Origin of the sequence: Streptomyces sp. NPDC001137, from assembly GCF_040298885.1 — a bacterium.
In the GTDB taxonomy this organism is placed as follows: domain Bacteria; phylum Actinomycetota; class Actinomycetes; order Streptomycetales; family Streptomycetaceae; genus Streptomyces.
Genome location: NZ_JBEPBA010000022.1, coordinates 16,826 through 37,655, shown reverse-complemented (window position 1 = coordinate 37,655; position 20,830 = coordinate 16,826). Strand labels below are relative to the sequence as shown.

General features: G+C 70.9%; 22 protein-coding genes. 14 read left to right on the top strand and 8 right to left on the bottom strand.

Annotated elements, in window-relative coordinates:
* Window positions 1-41: 41 nt before the first annotated feature.
* The 7 genes from ABT254_RS34055 to ABT254_RS34025 all read left to right on the top strand — a co-directional run bounded on the left by ABT254_RS34055 (window position 42) and on the right by ABT254_RS34025 (window position 6,432).
* Window positions 42-1,178, top strand: coding sequence for an FAD-dependent oxidoreductase (locus ABT254_RS34055; protein WP_351478813.1), 1,137 nt, complete (start codon window positions 42-44; stop codon window positions 1,176-1,178).
* 23 nt (window positions 1,179-1,201) lie between these two features.
* Window positions 1,202-2,191: an amidohydrolase family protein gene (locus ABT254_RS34050; protein WP_351479148.1), complete on the top strand. Its 990-nt coding sequence runs from the start codon at window positions 1,202-1,204 to the stop codon at window positions 2,189-2,191.
* A gap of 13 nt (window positions 2,192-2,204) precedes the next feature.
* Window positions 2,205-3,143, top strand: coding sequence for a VOC family protein (locus ABT254_RS34045; RefSeq protein WP_351478811.1), 939 nt, complete (start codon window positions 2,205-2,207; stop codon window positions 3,141-3,143).
* Between the two features lie 104 nt (window positions 3,144-3,247).
* Complete coding sequence (locus tag ABT254_RS34040) at window positions 3,248-4,219, top strand: fumarylacetoacetate hydrolase family protein (RefSeq protein WP_351478808.1); 972 nt, start codon at window positions 3,248-3,250, stop codon at window positions 4,217-4,219.
* On the top strand, window positions 4,216-4,965 hold the full coding sequence (locus ABT254_RS34035) for an SDR family NAD(P)-dependent oxidoreductase (RefSeq protein WP_351478806.1): 750 nt from the start codon (window positions 4,216-4,218) through the stop codon (window positions 4,963-4,965). The genes ABT254_RS34040 and ABT254_RS34035 overlap by 4 nt, the downstream gene beginning before the upstream one ends.
* A 34-nt stretch (window positions 4,966-4,999) precedes the next feature.
* The gene (locus ABT254_RS34030; protein WP_351478804.1) at window positions 5,000-5,782 is read left to right on the top strand and encodes a CoA transferase subunit A; all 783 of its coding nucleotides are present in this window, start codon (window positions 5,000-5,002) and stop codon (window positions 5,780-5,782) included.
* The gene (locus ABT254_RS34025; RefSeq protein ID WP_450752037.1) at window positions 5,779-6,432 is read left to right on the top strand and encodes a CoA transferase subunit B; all 654 of its coding nucleotides are present in this window, start codon (window positions 5,779-5,781) and stop codon (window positions 6,430-6,432) included. The genes ABT254_RS34030 and ABT254_RS34025 overlap by 4 nt, the downstream gene beginning before the upstream one ends.
* A gap of 68 nt (window positions 6,433-6,500) precedes the next feature.
* On the opposite strand, the gene ABT254_RS34020 is transcribed toward ABT254_RS34025, so the two are convergent.
* From ABT254_RS34020 to ABT254_RS34000, 5 genes are all read right to left on the bottom strand, one after another.
* Window positions 6,501-6,914, bottom strand: a complete 414-nt coding sequence (locus tag ABT254_RS34020) for a DUF6069 family protein (RefSeq protein ID WP_351478801.1) — start codon at window positions 6,912-6,914, stop codon at window positions 6,501-6,503.
* 545 nt (window positions 6,915-7,459) lie between these two features.
* Complete coding sequence (locus ABT254_RS34015; protein ID WP_351478798.1) at window positions 7,460-7,900, bottom strand: OsmC family protein; 441 nt, start codon at window positions 7,898-7,900, stop codon at window positions 7,460-7,462.
* A 178-nt stretch (window positions 7,901-8,078) separates the two neighbouring features.
* Entirely contained in the window at window positions 8,079-8,375 is a 297-nt protein-coding gene (locus ABT254_RS34010) for a hypothetical protein (RefSeq protein ID WP_351478795.1), read from the bottom strand.
* Between the two features lie 162 nt (window positions 8,376-8,537).
* Window positions 8,538-9,038: a cysteine dioxygenase gene (locus ABT254_RS34005; RefSeq protein WP_351478792.1), complete on the bottom strand. Its 501-nt coding sequence runs from the start codon at window positions 9,036-9,038 to the stop codon at window positions 8,538-8,540.
* A gap of 51 nt (window positions 9,039-9,089) precedes the next feature.
* On the bottom strand, window positions 9,090-9,980 hold the full coding sequence (locus ABT254_RS34000; RefSeq protein WP_351478789.1) for an amidohydrolase family protein: 891 nt from the start codon (window positions 9,978-9,980) through the stop codon (window positions 9,090-9,092).
* Window positions 9,981-10,126: 146 nt separating this feature from the next.
* On the opposite strand from ABT254_RS34000, the gene ABT254_RS33995 reads away from it, so the two are divergent.
* Together ABT254_RS33995 and ABT254_RS33990 are read left to right on the top strand one after the other, a co-directional pair.
* Window positions 10,127-11,131, top strand: a complete 1,005-nt coding sequence (locus tag ABT254_RS33995) for a LacI family DNA-binding transcriptional regulator (RefSeq protein WP_351478786.1) — start codon at window positions 10,127-10,129, stop codon at window positions 11,129-11,131.
* Window positions 11,132-11,164: 33 nt separating this feature from the next.
* Window positions 11,165-11,950 carry an SGNH/GDSL hydrolase family protein gene (locus tag ABT254_RS33990; RefSeq protein ID WP_351478783.1) on the top strand — a complete coding sequence of 262 codons (786 nt, stop codon included), beginning with the start codon at window positions 11,165-11,167 and terminating at the stop codon, window positions 11,948-11,950.
* 253 nt (window positions 11,951-12,203) lie between these two features.
* Here the strand turns inward: ABT254_RS33990 and ABT254_RS33985 are convergent, their stop codons facing one another.
* Window positions 12,204-13,883, bottom strand: a complete 1,680-nt coding sequence (locus ABT254_RS33985) for a tetratricopeptide repeat protein (RefSeq protein WP_351478780.1) — start codon at window positions 13,881-13,883, stop codon at window positions 12,204-12,206.
* A gap of 159 nt (window positions 13,884-14,042) precedes the next feature.
* Between ABT254_RS33985 and ABT254_RS33980 the strand changes: the two genes are divergently transcribed.
* Window positions 14,043-15,257 (top strand): chitinase, encoded by a 1,215-nt coding sequence (locus ABT254_RS33980; protein ID WP_351478777.1) that lies wholly within the window; start codon window positions 14,043-14,045, stop codon window positions 15,255-15,257.
* Window positions 15,258-15,296: 39 nt separating this feature from the next.
* Here the strand turns inward: ABT254_RS33980 and ABT254_RS33975 are convergent, their stop codons facing one another.
* Window positions 15,297-15,995 (bottom strand): dienelactone hydrolase family protein, encoded by a 699-nt coding sequence (locus ABT254_RS33975; protein WP_351478774.1) that lies wholly within the window; start codon window positions 15,993-15,995, stop codon window positions 15,297-15,299.
* 200 nt (window positions 15,996-16,195) lie between these two features.
* Between ABT254_RS33975 and ABT254_RS33970 the strand changes: the two genes are divergently transcribed.
* Entirely contained in the window at window positions 16,196-16,918 is a 723-nt protein-coding gene (locus ABT254_RS33970) for an FAD binding domain-containing protein (RefSeq protein WP_351478771.1), read from the top strand.
* A 106-nt stretch (window positions 16,919-17,024) separates the two neighbouring features.
* Here the strand turns inward: ABT254_RS33970 and ABT254_RS33965 are convergent, their stop codons facing one another.
* The gene (locus tag ABT254_RS33965; protein WP_351478768.1) at window positions 17,025-17,765 is read right to left on the bottom strand and encodes a GntR family transcriptional regulator; all 741 of its coding nucleotides are present in this window, start codon (window positions 17,763-17,765) and stop codon (window positions 17,025-17,027) included.
* A gap of 214 nt (window positions 17,766-17,979) precedes the next feature.
* Here ABT254_RS33965 and ABT254_RS33960 point away from each other — a divergent pair, with 214 nt between their 5' ends.
* The 3 genes from ABT254_RS33960 to ABT254_RS33950 are packed head-to-tail and all read left to right on the top strand — an operon-like array spanning window position 17,980 to window position 20,830.
* Window positions 17,980-19,131 (top strand): ABC transporter substrate-binding protein, encoded by a 1,152-nt coding sequence (locus ABT254_RS33960; protein WP_351478765.1) that lies wholly within the window; start codon window positions 17,980-17,982, stop codon window positions 19,129-19,131.
* Complete coding sequence (locus tag ABT254_RS33955; protein WP_351478762.1) at window positions 19,128-20,027, top strand: ABC transporter permease; 900 nt, start codon at window positions 19,128-19,130, stop codon at window positions 20,025-20,027. Before ABT254_RS33960 ends, ABT254_RS33955 begins: the two co-directional genes overlap by 4 nt.
* Complete coding sequence (locus tag ABT254_RS33950; protein ID WP_351478759.1) at window positions 20,015-20,830, top strand: ABC transporter permease; 816 nt, start codon at window positions 20,015-20,017, stop codon at window positions 20,828-20,830. Before ABT254_RS33955 ends, ABT254_RS33950 begins: the two co-directional genes overlap by 13 nt.

Below are 20,830 nucleotides of genomic sequence, written 5' to 3'. Positions count from 1 at the left end.
CGCCCGAAGCCGTGCGGCCCCGACCGGGAGGTATCCCCTCAATGACCGATCCCGACGCCCGTTCCGTACTCGTAGTCGGCGGAGGCGCCTCCGGCAACGCCGTCACGATCCTGCTGCGCCGCGCGGGCATCACGGTGGACCTGATCGAGGCCAGTCCCGACTGGCACGCCTCCACCGGTTCCGGCATCACCCTCCAGGGCAACGCCCTCAGGGTGCTGCGCCGGCTTGGAGTGTGGGAGCAGGTGAGCGCCGCCGGGTTCGCCTTCGGCTCGGTGGGAATGACCGCCCCCGACGGCACCGTGCTGTTCGTCGCCGAGGACATCCAGACCGGCGGCCCGGACCTGCCCGCCACTCTCGGCATGCAGCGCCCCCGGCTCCAGCAGATCCTCAGCGACGCGGTCCGCGCCTCCGGCGCCAGCGTGCATCTGGGCGTCACCGCCGAGTCCCTGGAGCAGGACGGCGACGGCGTCTCCGTACGCTTCAGCGACGGCACCGAGGGCCGATACGACCTGGTTGTCGCCGCCGACGGTCTCAACTCGGCCACCCGTGCCGCGATCGGCATCACCGACAAGCCCGCACCGACCGGCATGGCCATCTGGCGCATCGCCGCCCCTCGTCCTGAGGGTCTGGAGCGCACCGACCTCGCCTACGGCGGCCCGGCCTACATCGCCGGATACTGCCCCACCAGCGAGAGCACCCTCTACGCCTACGTCGTCGAGGGGTGCCGGGACCGTGCGTCGATCCCCCAGCAGTCGTACGCCGACGAGATGCGCGCCCTCGCACAGGGCTACGGCGGCTTCTGGCCCGAGATCGTGAAGCACATCGACGATCCGGCCAAGGTCAACTACACCTGGTTCGACCGCCACCTGGTGGAGGGCCCCTGGCACCGCGGGCGGGTCGTGCTGGTCGGGGACGCCGCCCACTGCTGTCCGCCCACCCTGGCGCAGGGCGCGGCGATGTCCCTCGAGGACGCCTCCGTCCTCTGCGAGCTGCTGACCACCCGTGACGACTGGGACGACCAGCTCTTCACCGACTACCGGGACCGGCGGCTGCCCCGGGTGCGCATGGTCGTCGACGCCTCCGTCCAGCTCGGCCAGTGGGTGCTCGACGGGGTGCACGACGCCGACGTGCCCGGGCTGATAGGCCGCACCATGAACGCGCTGAAGGAGCTCCCGTGACCGATCCCGCCGACCTCTCGTCGATGCCGACGATCGACGTCCACGCCCACCTCCTGCTCCCGGAGGTCGAGGAGGCCGTCGCCGGACATCCCGGACTTGCCGAGGCCCACGAGCTCGACGCCCGCCGCAACGGGCCGGCGGCCCTGGCCGTGAGCGGTCCGATGGTCGGCGCCCGTCTGCCGAAGCTGACGGACGTCGACGTGCGGCTGGCGGCGATGGACGCGCAGGGCGTGGACGTCCAGCTGGTCAGCCCGTCCCCGTCGCACTACCACTACTGGGCCGAGCCCCAACTCGCCCGGCACATATGCCGATTGGCGAACGAGGGCACCGCCGCGCACTGCGCGAAGGCCCCCGACCGGCTGCACGGCCTCGGCCTGATCCCTCTCCAACACCCCGGGCTGGCTGTGGAGTTGCTCGACCACGCGCTGGACCAGGGACTGAAGGGCGTGGAGATCTCCTCTCACGCGCCCGGCCGCGAGTTGTCGGATCCCGCCTATGAGCCCTTGTGGTCCCGGGCGGAGGAGCGCGGTGCGCTGGTCTTCCTGCACCCGTTCGGCTGCACGCTCGACGAGCGCCTGGACCAGTGGTACCTCTCCAACACCGTCGGTCAGCCCACCGAGAACGCGGTCGCCCTCTCCCACCTGATCTTCTCCGGGGTCCTGGACCGCCATCCGGGACTCAAGCTGATCGCGGCGCACGGCGGCGGCTATCTGCCCACCCACATCGGCCGCTCCGACCACGCCTGGCGGGCCCGCCCCGACGCGCAGGGCTGCTCACGGGAGCCGAGCAGCTATCTGCGGCAGCTGCACTTCGACTCCCTCGTCCACGACCCCCACGTCCTGCGGGAGTTGCTGCGGGCCGCCGGGCCGGAGCGGGTCCTGCTCGGCTCCGACTTCCCCTTCGACATGGGCACCGACGACCCACTGGGCGCGCTGCGCGCCGCGGACCTGCCCGACCACGACTTCCACGCGGTGCGGGGCGGCAACGCCGCCGCCCTGCTCGACCTCGACTGAGGAGGAACCCCCCATGAACCAACGTCTGCTCACCCACCTGCGGCACGTCGACCTGGCCGTGCCCGACTACGACAAACAGCTCGACTTCTACTCCGGCGTCTGGGGCCTGACCAAGGTCGCCGAGGACTCCGGCATCTCCTTCCTGGCCGCCGAGGGCAGCCCCGAGCAGTACGTCATCCGGCTGCGCAAGGCCGACGAGAAGCGCCTCGACCTCGTGTCCTACGGCGCGGCGAGCACGGCCGACGTGGACACGTTCGCCGATCAACTCCTGGCCGACGGCGTGCAGTTGATCTCTCAGCCGGGCAAGGTGGACACTCCCGGCGGCGGCTACGGGTTCCGCTTCTTCGACGTCGACGGGCGCACCATCGAGGTCTCCGCCGACGTCGAGGTACGGCAGCACCGCAGGATCGAGGAGAAGGAGTCCATCCCGGTCAAGCTGTCGCACGTCGTCCTCAACTCCCCCGACCTGAACCGCACGCGGGAGTGGTACGAGCGCCACATGGGCTTCCGTCTCTCCGACACGCTCAGCTCGCCGCACATGGGCGAGGTCATGCACTTCATGCGGATCTCCAACCAGCACCACTCGATGGCCATCGCGAAGGGCCCCCACACCTCCCTGCACCACGTCTCCTTCGAGATGCGCGGACTGGACGAGTACATGCGCGGCTCCGGGCGTGTGATGCGGGCCGGGATCCGCAAGATCTGGGGCCCCGGTCGCCACATGGCGGGCGACAACACGTTCACCTACTTCCTCGACCCGCACGGCAACACCGTCGAGTACACGACGGAGCTGGAGGTTCTGGACGAGGACACCTGGCACCCGCACGTCTACGACTTCTCCCAGCCCGAGGTCACCGACCAGTGGGGCACCGCGAACCCCATGAACGAACTCGTCGCCAAGGAGTCCTTCAACGACGTGGACCGCGGCGTCTTCGTCGCCCCGCCGGTCTGACCGGCACCCCCCGTCACCGGGGGCGCGGCAGCCCTGTCATGCCCTGACTCCCCGCCGCGTCCCCGGCCTTCGCGCCCGCCCTCCCCTCCGACAGGACACCGCCCATGCGTTTCGCCACGTACGAGTACCGCAACAGACGCCAAGTGGCCGTCGTCGAGGAGGACGGCACGCTCCACCCCCTGCCCGGCGTCACCTCACTGACCGGCCTGCTCGCCGAGGGCGGCGGTCTGCCCGAACTCCTCGACGCGGGCTCCGTGATGACCGACGTACCGGCCGGCCCGCATGTCTCGGACGTACGGCTCCTGGCGCCGCTCCAGCCGCCCACCGTGCGGGACTTCGTCACCTTCGAGGAGCACGTCGAGGGGGTACGGCGGTCCGTGGACGGCAGCGCGGGCGTGCCCGAGCAGTGGTATGCGGCACCCACCTTCTACTTCACCAACCCGTACGCCGTGTACGGGCCGGGCGACGACATCCCCGTGCCGCCCGGTTCGAGCGTCCTGGACTTCGAGCTCGAGGTCGCCGCCGTGATCGGCAAGGAGGGCCGCGACCTCACTCCCGAGCAGGCCCGGGAGCACATCGTCGGCTACACCGTGCTCAACGACTGGTCCGCCCGCGACCTTCAGTCCGCCGAGATGCGGGTGGGTCTCGGCCCGTGCAAGGGCAAGGACACGGCCACCACCCTGGGCCCCTACCTGGTCACCGCCGACGAACTGGCCGAGTACCGCGACGAGGACGGGTTCCTGCGGCTCGCGCTCACCGCCGAGGTGAACGGCGAGGTGGTCGGCAAGGACCTGCTGTCCAACATGAGCTGGACGTTCGAGGAGATGGTCGCCTACGCCTCGCGCGGTACCTGGGTGCGCCCCGGTGACGTCCTGGGCTCGGGCACCTGCGGCAACGGCGGCTGCCTCGCCGAGCTGTGGGGCGTACGAGGCAGGCAGGACCCGGCTCCGCTGAAGCCCGGCGACACGGTCACACTCACCGTCGAGGGCATCGGCAGCGTCTCCAACACCGTGGTGAGCGGCTCCGATCCACGGCCCGTCCCCACCGGCCGGCGCCGCTCGCGGGAGCGGCCGTGAGCGACCTCCATCCGAAACGGCTGCTCGGCAAGGTCGTCGTGGTGACGGGCGCGGCGGGCGGCCAGGGCGCCGCGGAGGCCGAGGCACTCACCCGCGAGGGCGCCCGGGTGATCGCCACCGATGTCACGGAGGGGCCCGGCTGCCGCCGTCTCGACGTCACCAGCGAGCAGGACTGGGCCCGCCTCGCCGCCGAACTGCGGGAGTCGTACGGGCAGGTGCACGGCCTGGTCAACAACGCGGGCGTCACCTGGCGCGCCCGCATCGACGACGTACGCCCCGAGGACATGGCCCGCGTCCACGCCGTCAACGTCACCGGGCCGCTCCTGGGCATCCAGCACCTGGTGCCGCTTATGCGCGCGGGGGCGTCGATCGTGAACGTCGGTTCGTCGGCGGCGCTCACCGCCCACTACCCGGTCGCCTACACGGCCTCCAAGTGGGCGCTGCGCGGCCTGTCCAGGACCGCCGCCATGGAACTGGGGCCCCGCGGTATCCGCGTGAACACCATCCACCCCGGCTTCATCGAGACGGACATGACCGCCTCCGCGGCTCCGGCCTTCCGGGAGGCGAACCTCCGCCTGACCCCGCTCGGCCGCACCGGCACGGTGGACGACATCACCCCGCTCGTCACCTTCCTCCTCTCGGACGACTCCGCCTTCATCACCGGAGCCGAGATCCCGGTCGACGGCGGCCTCACCTCCCACGGCGGCGCGATGCCGATCTCGGACGCCCTGCGCCCCGACGCATGAACCAGCACACGCACGGAAGAAAGGCTCCTGAGCCATGGACAAGGTCTGCGCGAGCGCCGTGGAGGCGGTCGCCGACATCCCCGACGGTGCGTCGCTGGCCGTCGGCGGCTTCGGCCTCAGCGGCATTCCCGATGTGCTCATCCAGGCCCTCCACTCCCAGGGCGCCACGGGCCTGCGGGTCGTGTCGAACAACTGCGGCGTGGACGGACGGGGTCTGGGCGTTCTGCTGGCCGACGGCCGGATCGCCCGTGTGACGGGGTCCTACGTCGGCGAGAACAAGGAGTTCGCCCGTCAGTACCTGTCGGGCGAACTGGAGGTGGAGCTGGTCCCGCAGGGCACGCTGGCCGAGCGGCTGCGCGCCGGAGGTGCGGGCATCCCCGCCTTCTACACGCCTGCCGGGGTGGGCACTCAGGTCGCCAAGGGCGGCCTTCCCTGGCGCTACGCATCCGGCGGCGCGGTGGCTGTGGCCTCCCCGGCCAAGGAGACCCGGGAGTTCGCCGGCCGGACGTATGTCCTGGAACACGCCATCACCACCGACTTCGCACTCGTCCGGGCCTGGCGCGCGGACACCCACGGAAACCTGGTCTTCCGCAAGGCGGCCGCCAACTTCAACCCGCTCGCGGCGATGGCCGGCCGCATCACGGTCGCCGAAGTCGAACAGCTCGTGGAACCAGGCGAGTTGAGCCCGGACGAGGTGCATCTGCCGGGCATCTTCGTGCAGCGGGTGGTGGAGCTGACGGCCGCACAGGCCGCCGCCAAGCAGATCGAACACCTTCTGATTTCCGCGTCTTCGACACGAGGGACCGTACGCGCATGAGCACCGCCACCCCCACCCGACTGGGCTGGACCCGCGACCAGATGGCCGCCCGCGCCGCCGCCGAACTCAGCCACGGCTCCTACGTCAACCTCGGCATCGGCCTGCCCACCCGCATCCCCGGCCACCTCCCGCCCGGCGTGCACGTCGTGCTGCACTCCGAGAACGGCATCCTCGGCACCGGCCCGTATCCGTACGAGGACGAGGTCGACCCGGATCTGATCAACGCGGGCAAGGAGACCGTCACCGTCCTGCCCGGCGCGTCCTTCTTCGACTCCGCGCTCTCCTTCGGCATGATCCGCGGCGGTCACATCGACACGGCCGTCCTCGGCGCCATGCAGGTCTCCGCCCGCGGCGACCTGGCCAACTGGATGATCCCCGGCACCATGGTCAAGGGCATGGGCGGCGCCATGGACCTCGTCCACGGCGCCCGCCGCGTCATCGTCCTGATGGACCACACCGCCAAGGACGGCACCCCGAAGCTGCTCGAGGAGTGCACCCTGCCCCTGACAGGAGAGCGCTGTGTGCACCGCGTCATCACCGACCTCGGCGTCCTCGACATCACACCCGACGGCCTGGCCCTGGTGGAATGCGCGCCGGGTGTGAGTGTGGACGACATCGTGGCTCGAACGGGCGCGCCGGTGCAGACCTGAGCCACGCGTCCGTGCGTTGCGGGCAGGGACTGTGAGTCCCTGCCCGCGCCACGTTTTCCGGCTCGTTCCTACGACAGGGGCATGACCTTGCGGTAGGCGAACACCGCGGCCGTCGCAACCACGACATGCATCAGCAGCAGCGCCCCGACGCCGATCGCGCCGCCGGCGCCGAAGAGCAGGAAGTCGGGAACGAAGGACACGACGACGAGCGTCGGCACCAGCCACCGCACCAGCGCCCGGGGATCCTTCGACACCTTGCGCACAACGGCCCAGCCGACCGCGCCGGCCACGACGCCGACCGCCGTCAGGAATATGTACGAGGACGCCTTCAGCGGCTCGAAGTCGTCGGGCGCGCCGGCGGCCGAAGCGAGGAGCGCAAGGAGCGCGTCCGCCGCGGAGGCCACGACGATCGCGGCGAGCACACCTCCCGCCACTACGAGCGGACCACGGCGGACGACGACTTCGTCAGAGGCTACGGACATGGCAACTCCGGGAGGGGACGGCGGAGGAATGACTCCGCTAGAAGTGTTTGAAGAATCAAACGACAGTCTGAACGAATGTGTTTGAGTATTCAAGCTCAAGCGGCCAGGGAGTCCACTGTCCGGCCTCGCCGCAGGCAGCCGACCGTTCCCGCGCAGGGAACGCTTCACGCTTGCGAGCCCCAAAGCTGTACATCCGCCTCCGTCAGGCCGGCGGTCCGCGTGACCGGCCGACCTGACCCGTACACCGGGGTTCCGGCGCCGGGCGCCCTCGGGCACTCATCATGTGCCGGACCGGAGGACGCCCGGCCCCGCTGCCTCGGCCGAATGGCTGACCGCTCGTTCGGGATACGGCCTCTTTCTGTGTGCGCGCCGTGGGCCGTGCGAGCGGGGCGTCTCCGGCGGTCCCGCCTTCTCCAGGGGCAGGCAGGTGGGCGTGCTGTTCGGGCCGAACGAGTACAGCAGCATCGCCTCGCACCGAACCTGGATCAGGAAGGTCAGCGGGGCCTGAGCCGTTCCGGTCAGCCGACGCGGTACCTGCCGTGTGGTCAGGCCTCCACGATCGCCACCGTGACGGGCGTACCGGTCTCGACCGTGCGGCTGACCGTGCAGAGCCGGTCGTGGGAGGTCTTGACGGCCCGAGGGAGAATCGCGCGGGCCCGCTCGGCGCCTTCGCCGTCCGGGAAGGCGACGGAGAAGGTGACCTGGAGATCGGTCATCCGGTTTCCGAGCTCGTCATTGATCTTGTTGCCGGTCACCGCGACGGAGAACCTGGTCGGCTCCGCATGACGACTGGTGGCGATGTCGACGTCGACCGCCGTGCAACCGCCGAGCGCGGCGAGCAGCAACTCGACGGGGGTGAATGCGTCCTCCCCGTCGCCTTCGGAACCGGTCCCGAAACTGATCGTGCCACCGCGGGCGTTCGTCGCGAGGAAGTGTCCGGTGCTGGTTCGCTCGACGGTGACGGAGCGCAGGGAGTCTTCTGCCATGTCGACGACACTAAGCGCTCGGCGGGGGATGCCGCGAAGCCTGGGAAGGAGTGTCCGGGCGGTGGGACCGCGGCGGAGCCGACCTTGGTCGGACAGGACATCGCCAGGGCGGGCGGGAAGAGGGACAACTCCCTCTTCCCGCCCGCCCTGTGGGTGAAGGCGGCTCTGCCGCCGATGGTCAGACGCAGAGAAGGACGATCAGGCCATTGCACTCGTAGTCGCCATCGTCACCACCACCATGGCCACGGTGACCTCTTCCTTCACCGTGGCCTTGTGCCGAGGTCCGCTCGGCGGCGGTCGTCTTTGCGGTGAGCTGCGCGGTGGGCGTCGCGTCAGCGGCGGAAGCGGCGGTCGCCGCTCCGGCCACGCAGGCCATGCCCAGCACGGCACTCACCGCGAATATTCGCGGAAGTCGGAAAGCGATCTTGTTGGCGCGGCCGAGGCGAGTGGGGCTGTTCCCCTGTGTTGTGTTCATGCAGCCACCTTGCACACCCCTGCGCCCAATTTCGCTCCGAGCGCGGCCAATTGGGTGAGCCAGGCGAAATCGGATATTTCGCGGGTCCCGTGGCGCTTCCCGGGCGCTCCTCCGGAAGTACGAACTCGCCGTCCGGGGGCGGGACTTGCGCGACCACCCCTCTCAGGCGACGGGAGCGTCCAGGGGGCGCAGCTCGTCCGCGTACGAGACGGAGATACGACGCATCAGGCCATCGGCGGAGATGTCGTACTGGCCCAGCCGCCACAGGGGCGGGGAGTAGGCGTGGATCGAGACGGCGTCGTCGGTGGCGCCGGTGAGCCGGTGGATGTGCTCGGGGCCGAAGCAGAAGGACGTGCCGGCGTCGACGGTGACGCGCAGATGGCTGCCGCCGATGCGCGGGGTGGACTCCTCGAGCGCGCCCTGTACGACGCTGACGGCGCCGGCGGAGAGGTCGTGGTCGTGCCAGCCGGTGTCGTTCTGCCGGGTCCAGCACAGCAGCCAGACGTCGACGTAGGCGTCGCGGTACAGGGACGCGTAGTGCCGCTCGTGGTCGGAAAAGGCCACGTGGGCGCGCCAGAGGTCCGGGCGGGCGGCGAGGTCCGTCACGAGTGCCTGGAGTTCGTGCTTGTCGAGGGTCCGCTCCGGCAGGGACTCGTACGGCATGGGTGGCTCCTTTCGGGTTGCGGGGCTGCGTCGGGCTCGGGACACGGCGGTTCAGGTGTGGCCGTGCAGCAGGCGGGCGGGATTCACGGTGCGCAGGGCGTGGACGGCGGCGTCCGCGCCGAGGTCGGGGACGACGGGCGGTGCATAGGGGCGGTCGCTGCCGCTGACGAGGACGTCGATGCCGACGGCGCGGACGAGGGCGTCGACGGCCCGGGTGCCGTAGGAGGAGGTCTCGTAGAACACGTCGAAGTCGATCTCGCCGCGGCCGCCGCCGCGTGCGGCGAGCCGTTCGCCGTGCAGGGGCGCGAGACCCGCGAGGGCGGCGAAGCAGACGCGCAGGGCCGGGTGGCGGGCGCGGCCGAAGGCGCGGAAGGCGAACCAGGAGGCATGCAGCTGCTGCAGGTACGGGACCAGGGCAGGCCACCACGGCGGGGCGCCGTCGGCGGGCGGGGCCGCGCCGGGGTGGACGAACAGGGGCTTGTCGTGGCGCGTGAGGACGTCGAGGAGAGGTGCGCAGTGTGCCCAGCCCGCCGCGTCGAGGAGGGCGGTGGCGGGGAGCTGGAGGCCCACGCAGCCGCGGCGCAGCTCGCGTTCGACCGCCTCGGGGTCCACTTCGCTCAGGCATGGGGAGGCCCAGACGGCGAAGGGGGCCGGGAGGGCGAGAGCGCCGTCGTGGAACGCGGTCAGCAGGGGGTCGGCATCGTCGGGCGGCAGATATTCGATGCCGAGGGGGCTGGAGAGGGACACCAGGGCCAGGTCGAGGCCGTCGGTGGCGGCGAGGCGCGCGCGGGCCGCCGGATCGTGGTCGGCCGGGTGGACAGCGTAGGGCGGTTCGCCGGCCAGGTGCAGGGTCCAGGCGTCGAGGTACGGAGGTGCCGTGCGGGAGCGCAGCAACTCGATGAGGGCGGGCGGCCAGATGTGCTGGTGGACGTCGGTGGGCACGCGGCGGTCCTCGCTGAGGAGCAGTGTTAAGCGTTTCACTGATGCGCTTAACTTAACCGCTTAACCAGGAGGCGTGTCAACGGTGTCCCGTTCGCGGGCGGGGCGATGTGACCACAAGGCGCAGGCGCCCCGGTAGGCTTCCCGGCATGGCCAGGCCCAACAAGCGCACCACCCTCCGGGAGGTGGCCGAGGCCACGGGCCTCTCCACCGCAGCCGTCTCCTACGCCCTGCGCGGCAAGCACGTCTCCAAGGAGACCGAGGAACGCGTGCGCAGGGCCGCGGCCGAGCTCGGCTACGAGGCCGATCCCATCGCGCGCGCCCTGGCCAGCGGCCGCACCAGCATGGTCGGCGTCCTCGCGGGCGACCTCCAGGACCTGTGGCAGCAGCAGCTGATGGCGGCCATCGGCCGGGAACTCCTGGCCGGCGACCGCTATGCGCTGATCCTGGACGCGGGCGGCGATCCCGACCGCGAGCTGGTCCTCGCCAAGCAGCTGCGCGACCAGCGGGTCGACGCGCTGCTGGTGTCTCCCGTGAACCCCTCCGCGAAGGGCTGGGCCGACATCGCGGACGCGCTGCCGGTGGTCGCGGTCGGCGACTCGCTGAGCCGGGCCCGCACGGCCGGGCAGGTCATCTTCGACAACCGGGCCGGCATCGACGCCGTACTGGAGTATCTGCACGGGCTGGGCCACCGCCGGGTGACCGTCCTGACGCCGACCCGGCCGAGCACACCGGACCGGCCGGCCGACGTGTACGTGGGTGAGGCGGCCGACCGGCTCGGGCTGCGGGCCGAACTGGTGCCCTGTCCGCAGGAGTTGGGCGAGGCGACGGCGGTGGCGCGGCGCGTGCTGCAGGGTGCGCACTCGCCGACGGCGGTGTTCTGCTTCTCGGACTCGCTGGCATACGGGGTGTACGCGGCCGCGGCGGAGGACTCCCTGGAGGTGGGCCGGGATCTCTCCGTGGTCGGCTTCGACGACCATCCGGTGTCGCGGGTGCTCACGCCGCCGCTGACTACGGTGGACTGGGGGCTGAGCGAGATCGCCGCCGAGGCGGCACGGCTGACGGTTGCGGCGATCGAGGGCCGGCGGGTGCGCAGGAAGCGGGTGCTGTGTGCGCCGCGGATGCGGGAGCGCGGGTCGGCCGTGCGGGCCTGAACTCCGGAGGAACCGAGGATAGGCTCACGCTGCATGACCGTCTCCCACTCGTACCTGCGCTACGTCGCGATTGGCGACAGTCTGACGGAGGGCATCGGCGATCCGGGTCCGGCGGGCGGGCACCGCGGCTGGGCCGACCGGTTCGCCGAGATCCTCGCGCAGCAGCAACCGGGACTCACGTACGCCAATCTCGCCGTCCGCGGCAAGACCAGCGCGCAGATCAGGGCCGATCAGCTCGGTCCGGCTCTGGCGCTGCATCCGGACCTGGTGACGGTGACGGCGGGCATGAACGATGTCGTACGGCCGCGCTACGACCCTGAGGCGGTCGCCGCGAACATCGAGGAGACGTTCGCCCGGCTGACCGCGTCGGGCGCGCGCGTCGCCACCATGACCTTCCCGGACCTGGGCAAGGTGTCACCGGTCGCTCGCCGGGTGCGGCCCCGGATCGTCGGCCTCAACGCGCGGCTGCGGGTGCTCGCGGCACGGTACGGGGTCGACGTCCTGGACGTCTTCCCGCATCCGTTCACGGCCGATCCGCGGCTGTGGAGCGACGACCGGCTGCATGCGAGTCCGCTCGGGCACGCCCGGATCGCCGCCGGCATGGCCCACACTTTCGGCATTCCCGGCTACGAGGACTGGGCCGAGCCGCTGCCCCCGCTCTCCCCGCTCCCGGTGCTGCGCGCCGTGGGAGCCGATGTGCGCTGGGCCGTGGACCATGTGGGGCCCTGGCTGTGGCGGCGGCTGCGCGGCCATGTGCCGGGAGACGGATTCACGGCGAAGAGACCGGAGCCGGCCCCGGTGACGCGGCAGGTTGCCTGAACTGCTTGCGCCACAGGGCGTTCGCTGGGCTACGCGGCACAGGCCCGGATGAACGCGTCGGCGAGTTCGGCGGGGCGGGTGGAACAGCCTTCGTGGCTGCCCGGCGCCTCCAGGGTGCAGCCCAGTACGGGGGCGCACCCGGCGGGCCACGTGGTCGGCGAGCCGGAAGCCGCCGGCCTGCGGGGCCCGCAGGGGGCCGAGTCGTACTACGACGAGGGGGCCCGCTCACGGCCGGGCGGGCGACCGTGGGGAGCTAACCGGAGCGGGTCTCCAGTCGGCAGCAGCACGAGGCCTCGATCGGTACGTCCGCTGTTGCCGTGGCGATCTTCAGCTGCTGGGCCACGATCTGCGCCTCGCCGTCCTTGCCGAGCCGCACGAGGCATTCGTGGAAGCCGTGCAGCGCCCAGACGTTGGCGGGGTGCTGCTGTGCGCGCGGAAGGGTGTCGTCGAGGCCCAGGTCGGCCCGGTAGACGGCCTCGGCCTCCGCGACCAGGCCCTGTTCGAGGAGCAGCGCTCCGTAGGCGTGCCGGGTGGGCTGCATCCAGCCCCAGGGTTCGTCGTAGGGAAGGCCGTCGTCCAGCTCGATCGACCGGCGCAGGGCCGCGAACGCGGCGTCGTGGTTGCCCTTGCGGTACTCCAGCTCTCCGTCCAGCATCGCCGCGGCGATCGCGAGGATGTCCGCGCAGGTGTTGTTGAACAGCATGCGGGTCTCGGGGACCCGGGCGACTGCGTCGTGGAAGAGCCGGCGCTCGGCCTCGGCCTCCTCGATCCGGCCGGTGGCGGAGAACGCGACACCCCGTGCGTAGTGCAGCATCGCGGTGCTCACGCAGTACAGGCGCGTGTCGGCGGGCATCGGCAGGGTCAGGATGTCGGCCCAGCGGCCGAAGCGGATGAGCACGTGCACCCGCATGGCGAGGAAGCTCTCCACCCAGTCCGCCATGGGCGGGCTGTGGACCCGCAGCAGTTCCTCGGGCACGGCCGCCTCGAGCCGGTGCACCGTGTCGATCGCGTCCCGGTAGCGGCCGAGGAACATCGCTCCGTAGATCTTGAAGTGGAGGTTGTGGCACCGGTACAGGGTGTAGAAGTTCATCGCCCCGGCGCGTGCGTGGAACTTCTCGTCGGCCTCGATCGCCGTGGTGTTGTCGGAGACGACCCGGCGGTAGTCGCCGCAGAGCACTTCCAGATGCGACGGCATGTGCTGCAGATGTCCGGCGTCCGGCATCAGACCGCGCAGCCGGTCACCGGCCGGCAGGGCCACCTCGGGGGTGGGGGACATCTCCATCAGGTGGATGTACATGTGCAGCAGGCCCGGGTGGTGCGCGCCCGCCTCGGTGGTGAGCGCCTGCTCCAGTACGGCCCTGGCCTCGGTGGTGCGCGCGCCGAGGGCCGGTGTGCCGGTGCGGATGTCCCACAGCTGCCAGGGCGTGAGGTTCATCAGGGCGTCGGCGTACAGGGTGGCCACGTCGAGGTCGTCGGGCGCCAGTCGGTGAACGGTCCGCATGCTGTCGGCGTAGGCGGTGTTCCACACCGAACACTCCTCTACGGCCGGGGCCCGCTCCTGCGGATAGCGGGCCCGCAGGGCGTCGATGAGCGCCTGCTCGACGGGGGTGGCTCCGGCGGCCTTGGCGTGTGCCCGCTGCACCGCGGTGTGGGTGCGCTCCACCGTGCGGGCCAGGTCCTGTTCGTCGAAGAACTCCCAGGGCTTGTTGTAGTTGGGGCCGAGCGCATAGGCCACGCCCCAGTCGGCCATGGCGCAGCCGGGATCCGCCGCGGCGGCGGCCTCGAAACAGCGCACGGCCTCTTCGTGGTTGAAGGCGAAGGTCCAGTTCAGCCCGCGGTCGAACCACATCTGCGCCTCGGACGACGAAGTCGTCACGCGCCGGCCGTGGCTGCCGAGGTCGTAGTAGGTCACAGATGACGAATTACCGCACATCGGCCATAACGCACAAGACCCAGGCCTGTGCCTGACAGGTACAAGGCAAAGGAATCGTATGGTCTAGACCAAGAAGATGTTTGGTCTAGTCCAAAGCATGGACGCGGTCACTGTCCGGCTGGAAGCTGGGGCCTCCCCCACCCCCACCGGAGGCACACCGTGAGACGTCTTCGTGCATGCCTGGGCGCAGCCGCCGCCGTCGGACTCGCCGCCGCAGGAACCACAGCCCTGGTAGCAGGCAACGCCTCGGGCGCCACCGCCGCGCTCAGCAACCGCTGGTACGCCGCGGCCCCGTACCTCATGCCGCTGGACAACGATCCGCCGGACCCGGCGGCCATCATGGACGCCACGGGCCTCAAGGCCTTCCAGCTCGCCTTCGTCCTCGCCCCCAACGGCGGTGGCTGCTCCCCCACTTGGGGCGGCACGGCTCCCGTCTCCTCGGACACGGCCGTCCGGTCCGTCATCGACACCATCCGCGGCAAGGGCGGCGACGTGTCCGTCTCCATCGGCGGGTACGGCGGCACGAAGCTGGGCCAGGTGTGCTCGGACGCGGCGGCCACGGCGGCCGCGTACCAGCAGGTCATCACCAAGTACGGCCTCCACGCGATCGACTTCGACCTGGAGGAGCCGGAGTACGAGAACACCGCGGCGATCAAGAACGAGATCGGCGCCGCGAAGATACTCCAGCAGAACAACCCCGGCCTGTACGTCTCCGTCACCACCGCCGGCACGGCCGACGGCACCGGGTGGTTCGGCAAGCAGATGCTGCTGGAGGCGAAGTCGCAGGGCTTCACGCCGAACAACTTCTCCATCATGCCCTTCGACGGCGGCTTCAACGGCGCGGCCTCCCAGACCAGCGCGCTCACCAACTTCAACGCCATCCTCCGGTCGACGTTCGGCTGGGACCAGGCGACGGCCTACGCCCACGAGGGCTTCTCCGGGATGAACGGGCGCAGCGACACCGGCGAGATCTTCACCCAGGCCGACTTCCAGACCGTGCTGGACTACGCCACCAGCCACAACATGGACCGCTTCACCTTCTGGTCCCTCAACCGCGACCGGCAGTGCACCCCGCCCGACAACGGCGGGCGCACCTCCGGCACTTGCTCCAGCGTGGCGCAGAACTCCTGGGACTTCGCGAAGTACTCGGTGAAGTTCGCGGGCGCCACCCCGCCGGACTCGACGCCCACGCCCACCCCGACGCCCACGCCGACACCCACCGCGTGCAAGACCGCCTGGAGTTCGAGCGCCGTCTACACCGCCGGCGACGAGGTCTCGTACAACAAGCACAACTGGAAGGCGAAGTGGTGGACCCAGAACGAGACGCCGGCCGCCACCGACTGGGGGCCCTGGCAGGACGAGGGGGCCTGCTGAGCATCGTCCCCGGCTGAACCGGCCTGCGGCGCCGTCCTCCTACAGGTCGACGGCGCCGTCCGCCGCGCAGGCCTCCGCGGCCAGCCCCTCGGTGTCCGGATCCGGCCGCAGCATCCCGGCCACGATCTCGGCCGTGGCCCGGTGCCAGTCGCCACTGCGGCGGAGCATCGCGTGGTCGCCGCCCCGCACCAGCACCAGGCCGGCCCGGGCCCCGGCCTGCCGGGCCCGGCGCACGTAGTCCGCCGACTCGGCGGGCGGCGTCACACGGTCGCGGTCACCGTGCAGAACCAGCAGGCGCACGCCTTCGAGATGGCGGGCGGAGTCCACGGGCGGACACCACGGAGCCAGCGCCAGCACGCCGCGCACCAGCGGGTGCGACGCGGCCCGCAAGGCCGCCCTGGCCCCCATCGAGTGCCCCACGAGGACGGTGGGCACCGTGCCCGCCAGCCGCTGGAGTTCGTCGAGCGCCCGCAGAGCGTCATGGACGGGATCGGCGTCGTTCCACCCCTGGTGCCGGTAGCGGACCTGCCCGAGCAGCACGTCCGGAGGCGAGGCGGCTCCGGCCGCCCGCAGGACCGGGAGCATACGGAGCGCGGCCGGCTGCCAGGGGTGCGCCGCCCGGCGGCTCAGCTCATGCCCGCCGTGCAGCGTCACGATCGCCGCGGCCACGGCTTCGGGCGGCGCGTGCCGCACGATCAGCGCGGACTCGCCGCGCTGTACTGCCCCACGGTTCCTCACCAGTACGGCACCTCTCCACTCAGGACATCTCATCCTCCCCCGAAGCTCCGGGACGGCGCCGCGGAGGGGGCGCACGCAGTAGATCAGTGAGCCCTGTACGCGCCTCCACGCAGGTGGGGAAAATGCGCCAGGTCGGCGCTCTCGTGGCCGAGACACCGTGCCTCCCAGCTCCAAGTCGTCGAGAAAGCAGGTCGGCTCCCGTGCTGCTACATCTGCCCGAGTCCGTGTCCGAAGCGCAGAAGTTCCTCGCCGAGGGAGCCGTACCCGTCGGCGGGGCGACGCTGATCTGGGCCGGCTGGCAACGCGACGGGTTTCCCGAGCGGGCCATGTCGCTGCGCAGCCTGCCGGAGGCCAATGTGATCGGGCGCGGGGTGCTGGGCGGTGCCGTCGTGCTGAACACCGTCGACGAGCGCGTGCCCGAGGTGCTGCGCCGTGCGGCCGCGGCGGTGGGTACGGGAGCAGTGCGCCGGACGGCCACCGTCGGCGGCAACCTCGTCGGAAGCACGCTGCGCTGCCTGCTGCCGGCCGCGCTGGTGCTGAAGGCCTGGGCGAGGGTGCTCGACCCGGAGCGCGTCTACGAGACCGACCTCGCCGAAGTCCTCGCCAAGCACCACCTCCTGCTCAGCCTGCACTGGCGAGAACCGCTCGCCAGCAGCTACCGCAAGCTGCCCGGCGAGGCCGGCGGGCAGCCCCCGTTGGTGGTCGCCGCCGCGGTGCACCCTCAGGACGGCGGGCTCCACCGCCTGCACGTCGCCGTCCGCGACGGTTACGACGTACTCACGGACGACGTCCCCTGCCACGCCGGACCCGACGAGGCGATCCGCGCTCTGGGCGACACGGCCTTCGGCACACTCCACGCGGCGGCGTGGGAAACCGTGCGTGAGCACGTCACCGATCTCCTGGCTCGCCCTGTCGGACGCTGACGTCAAGCCGCAACGGGCGAGGAGACCGAGATCGCCGTCGCGCGCCCCGACAGGCAACACCGCCGCGGGTCATGGGACTCCCGCGAAGACCGGGCGACCTGATCGGTCACTCCGCCGTCTTGCGGGCCAGCGCGTTGTTGTCTATCGAGTTGTGCACGCTGAAGCTCACGGCGTCCGAGCGGTAGCGGTCGTCCGACCACTCCACGGGGCGGCCCTCACGGGTGGTCGTGACACGGCGGACGCGCAGCAGCGGGCTGGTGCGGCGGATGCCGAGGAGTTCGGCGTCCTGCGCGCTCGCCGCGACCGCGTCGATGACGTGCTCGCCGTAGGCGAAGACCAGGCCCGTGCTGTCGTACAGGAGTTGGGTGACGGAGGGGGCGTACGGGTCGATCGTCTCGACGGCCGGTGAGATCCAGTCGGCGTACACGGTGCGCTCGACGAGGACCGGTTCGCCGTCCAGGCCGCGGACCCGCAGTACGTGCAACACCCGTGCGCCCTCACGGAGTTGGAGACGGGCGGCGTCCTGCGCGGTGGCGGGCAGGTACTCCTGGGCCACGACCCGGCCGGTGGCCTCGCGGCCCATGGCGCGGGCCCACTGGGCGAAGCTGCGCAGCTCGGCGAAGCTCTGGCTGCGGCGGCTGGCCAGGACGACCCTGCGGGCGCCCTGGCGGGAGCCGATCAGGCCCTCGGCGGTCAGCGCGGCGACGGCCTGGCGGACGGTGCCGCGCGAGACGCCGTAGTGGGCGGCGAGCTCCGTCTCGGCGGGCAGCCTGCTGCCGACCGTGTACTCCTCACGGTCGATCGCCCGCCGCAGCTCGTCGGCGATCTCCTCGTGTCGTGTCGCCACCGTTTCCCTCCGAGTCAGCTGCTGTGCACAGCGTGACCAGCCTAATCGAGACCGACAGGTGATCGCGTTTGCCCCGAACTGTGCAGGGAATGGGAGGTCACAATTTCGCCACTGTTTACGAACTGGTCACCACAGACGGCCTTACTGAGGCCAACTTGTTCAGACAAGTTCTCAGCCTTGTGCGTCCTCCCCTGCGCCCCCTTCTGGAGTCACCGTGTCCCAGCCGAGAACAGCCGCCCTGGCCGGCTCCCTCGCCGTCGTAGCCGCACTCGCCCTGAGCGCCTGCGGCGCCGCTCCCGACAACGCGTCGACCACCGCGGACGGCAAGAACGCCGCCACCGCCACCTCCGCCGCCGACTTCGGCGGCATGGACGCCCTGGTGAAGGCCGCCAAGAAGGAGGGCACGCTGCACGCCATCGCGCTGCCCCGCGACTGGGCCAACTACGGCGCCCTGATCGACGGCTTCAAGAAGAAGTACGGCATCAAGATCGAGGTGGAGAACCCGGACGGCACCAGCCAGGACGAGATCAACGCCGTCACCTCGCGCAAGGGCCAGGACCGCGCCCCGGACGTCCTCGACCTCGGCAGCTCCTTCGCGCTCAGCGCCGCCCAGCAGGGCCTGCTCGCCCCGTACAAGGTGGCCTCGTACGCCGACCTGCCCGCCGGGCAGAAGGACCCGCAGGCCCGCTGGTACAACGACTACGGCGGCTACATCTCCATCGGCTGCGACGCCAAGCGCGTGAAGGCCTGTCCGACCACCTTCAAGGACCTGCTGAAGCCGCAGTACAAGGGGCAGGTCGCGCTCAACGGCAACCCCACCAAGTCGGGTTCGGCCTTCGGTGGCGTGTACGCGGCCGCGCTGGCGAACGGCGGCTCGTTCGACAACATCCAGCCCGGCCTGGACTTCTTCGCCAAGCTCAAGAAGAACGGCAACTACACGCCCGTCGAGTCGACTCCGGCCACCGTCGAGAAGGGCGAGACGCCGATCAGCATCGACTGGGACTACCTGAACGCCGGTTACGCCGACGAGTTCAAGTCCAAGGGCGTCGACTGGAAGGTGTCGGTGCCGTCCGACGGCCAGTTCTCGCAGTTCTACTCGCAGGCCATCAACAAGGACGCCCCGCACCCTGCGGCCGCCCGCCTGTGGCAGGAGTACCTGTACAGCGCCGAGGGCCAGAACCTGTGGCTCAAGGGCTATGCCCGACCGGCGCTGATGCCGGCCATGGAGAAGACCGGCACCCTCGACAAGGAGGCCGCGGCCAGGCTGCCGAAGGTCTCCGGTACGCCCTCCTTCCCGACCGAGGCCCAGCAGAGCAAGGCCAAGACGGTCATCGCGCAGGGCTGGGCGAAGGCCGTCTCCGGATGACGGCCACCCTCACGGGCGTGGACGTGGCGCCGCCGCTCGCTTCGGTGAAGCGGCGGCGCCGGGTCCCCGGCTGGCTCGCCGTCGTCCCGCTCCTCGTGTTCGTCGCGGTCGCCTTCGGGGTGCCCGCGATCGCCATGCTGAACGGTGCGTTCAGCGTCAAGGACCAGGCCACGGGCGTCAGTTCGTACACCGCCCAGAACATGACGACCTCACTGCACGGCGCCTATCTGACCTCCCTGCTCGGCAGCGTGAAGCTCTCCGCGATCTCCGCGGCCCTCGGCACGGTGCTCGGGCTGCCGCTCGCGCAGGTCGTGGTCACCTCCCGGTTCCAGGCACTGCGCAACGCCGCGCTCACCGCGTCCGGCGTGCTCGCCAACTTCGGCGGCATCCCGCTGGCCTTCGCGTTCGTCGCCACGCTCGGCAACGCCGGTGTACTGACGCGGCATCTGGGCCTCGCGGACGCGGGCTGGGACCTCTACAGCTTCTGGGGCCTGGTCATCGTCTACCTGTACTTCCTGATCCCGCTGATGGTGCTCACGATCATGCCCGCGCTCGAAGGCCTGCGCTCCCAGTGGCGGGAGGCGGCGCAGAACAACGGGGCCACTGCCGTGCAGTACTGGCTGCACGTCGCCCTGCCCGTGCTGCTGCCGTCGCTCCTCGGCGGGTTCGTGCTGCTCTTCGGCAGCGCGTTCGCCGCCTACGCCACCGCCGCGGCGATGGTGGGCAGTTCGGTCCCGCTGGTCACCCTCCAGATCGCCGACGCCATCTCCGGCAACGTGCTCGTCGGCCAGGAGAACGTGGCGCTCGCGCTCAGCCTCGACATGGTCCTGGTCGCGGGCCTCGTGATGGCCGTGTATCTGCCCCTGCAACGACGGAGTACGCGATGGCTCGCCTGAACCCGTGGCGGTGGGTCGTCCTCGGCTTCGCCGCGCTGTACTTCCTGGTGCCGCTCGCCGCGTCCGTGATCTTCACCGTGGACGTGCCCGGGCAGGGCATCACCTTCGACGCCTACTCGCAGATCGTCTCCACCGACGGCTTCGTCTCCAGCCTGCTGCTCTCGCTGGAGCTGGCCCTCGCGACCATCGCGATCGTGCTGCTGCTGATGGTGCCCGCCATGGTGGCGCTGCGGCTCGGCGCGCCCCGGCTGCGCCCGGTGGTCGAGGTGATCTGCCAACTGCCGCTGGTCGTCCCGCCGATCGCGTTCGTCGCCGGGATCTCGACCGTGCTGAAGTGGGGCCCCGAGTACCTGTCGCGGACCCCGCTGTTCGAGACGTTCGTGGCGATCCAGAATCCGAGCTTCCCGTTCGTGCTGGTCATGGCGTACGTCGTGATGGCGCTGCCGTTCGTGCACCGGTCGCTGGACGCCGGGCTGCGCGCGATCGACGTGCGGACGCTCGTGGAGGCCGCCCGCAGCTGCGGCGCGAACTGGCCGCAGGCCCTCGTGCGGACCGTACTGCCCAACCTGCGCGGGGCGCTGCTGAACGCGTCCTTCCTCACGCTCGCGCTGGTGCTCGGCGAGTTCACCGTGGCCCAGCTGCTCGGCTTCCAGCCCTTCGCCGTGTGGATCTACAGCGTCGGCGGCTCGCAGGCCCAGCTGTCCGTTGCCGTCTCCGTGCTCAGCCTGCTCGTCACCTGGGCCCTGCTGCTCGCGCTCGCCGGTGTCGGCGGGCGGACCCGTACCTCTTCCTCCCGGGGTTGA

What these genes read in the sequence shown, in the direction of transcription:
- ABT254_RS34055 (WP_351478813.1), top strand. Translation starts at nt 42, where the DNA reads ATGACCGATCCCGACGCCCGTTCCGTACTCGTAGTCGGCGGAGGCGCC.
- ABT254_RS34050 (WP_351479148.1), top strand. Translation starts at nt 1,202, where the DNA reads ATGCCGACGATCGACGTCCACGCCCACCTCCTGCTCCCGGAGGTCGAG.
- ABT254_RS34045 (WP_351478811.1), top strand. Translation starts at nt 2,205, where the DNA reads ATGAACCAACGTCTGCTCACCCACCTGCGGCACGTCGACCTGGCCGTG.
- ABT254_RS34040 (WP_351478808.1), top strand. Translation starts at nt 3,248, where the DNA reads ATGCGTTTCGCCACGTACGAGTACCGCAACAGACGCCAAGTGGCCGTC.
- ABT254_RS34030 (WP_351478804.1), top strand. Translation starts at nt 5,000, where the DNA reads ATGGACAAGGTCTGCGCGAGCGCCGTGGAGGCGGTCGCCGACATCCCC.
- ABT254_RS34025 (WP_450752037.1), top strand. Translation starts at nt 5,779, where the DNA reads ATGAGCACCGCCACCCCCACCCGACTGGGCTGGACCCGCGACCAGATG.
- ABT254_RS34020 (WP_351478801.1), bottom strand. Translation starts at nt 6,914, where the DNA reads ATGTCCGTAGCCTCTGACGAAGTCGTCGTCCGCCGTGGTCCGCTCGTA.
- ABT254_RS34015 (WP_351478798.1), bottom strand. Translation starts at nt 7,900, where the DNA reads ATGGCAGAAGACTCCCTGCGCTCCGTCACCGTCGAGCGAACCAGCACC.
- ABT254_RS34010 (WP_351478795.1), bottom strand. Translation starts at nt 8,375, where the DNA reads ATGAACACAACACAGGGGAACAGCCCCACTCGCCTCGGCCGCGCCAAC.
- ABT254_RS34005 (WP_351478792.1), bottom strand. Translation starts at nt 9,038, where the DNA reads ATGCCGTACGAGTCCCTGCCGGAGCGGACCCTCGACAAGCACGAACTC.
- ABT254_RS33995 (WP_351478786.1), top strand. Translation starts at nt 10,127, where the DNA reads ATGGCCAGGCCCAACAAGCGCACCACCCTCCGGGAGGTGGCCGAGGCC.
- ABT254_RS33990 (WP_351478783.1), top strand. Translation starts at nt 11,165, where the DNA reads ATGACCGTCTCCCACTCGTACCTGCGCTACGTCGCGATTGGCGACAGT.
- ABT254_RS33985 (WP_351478780.1), bottom strand. Translation starts at nt 13,883, where the DNA reads ATGTGCGGTAATTCGTCATCTGTGACCTACTACGACCTCGGCAGCCAC.
- ABT254_RS33955 (WP_351478762.1), top strand. Translation starts at nt 19,128, where the DNA reads ATGACGGCCACCCTCACGGGCGTGGACGTGGCGCCGCCGCTCGCTTCG.
- ABT254_RS33950 (WP_351478759.1), top strand. Translation starts at nt 20,015, where the DNA reads ATGGCTCGCCTGAACCCGTGGCGGTGGGTCGTCCTCGGCTTCGCCGCG.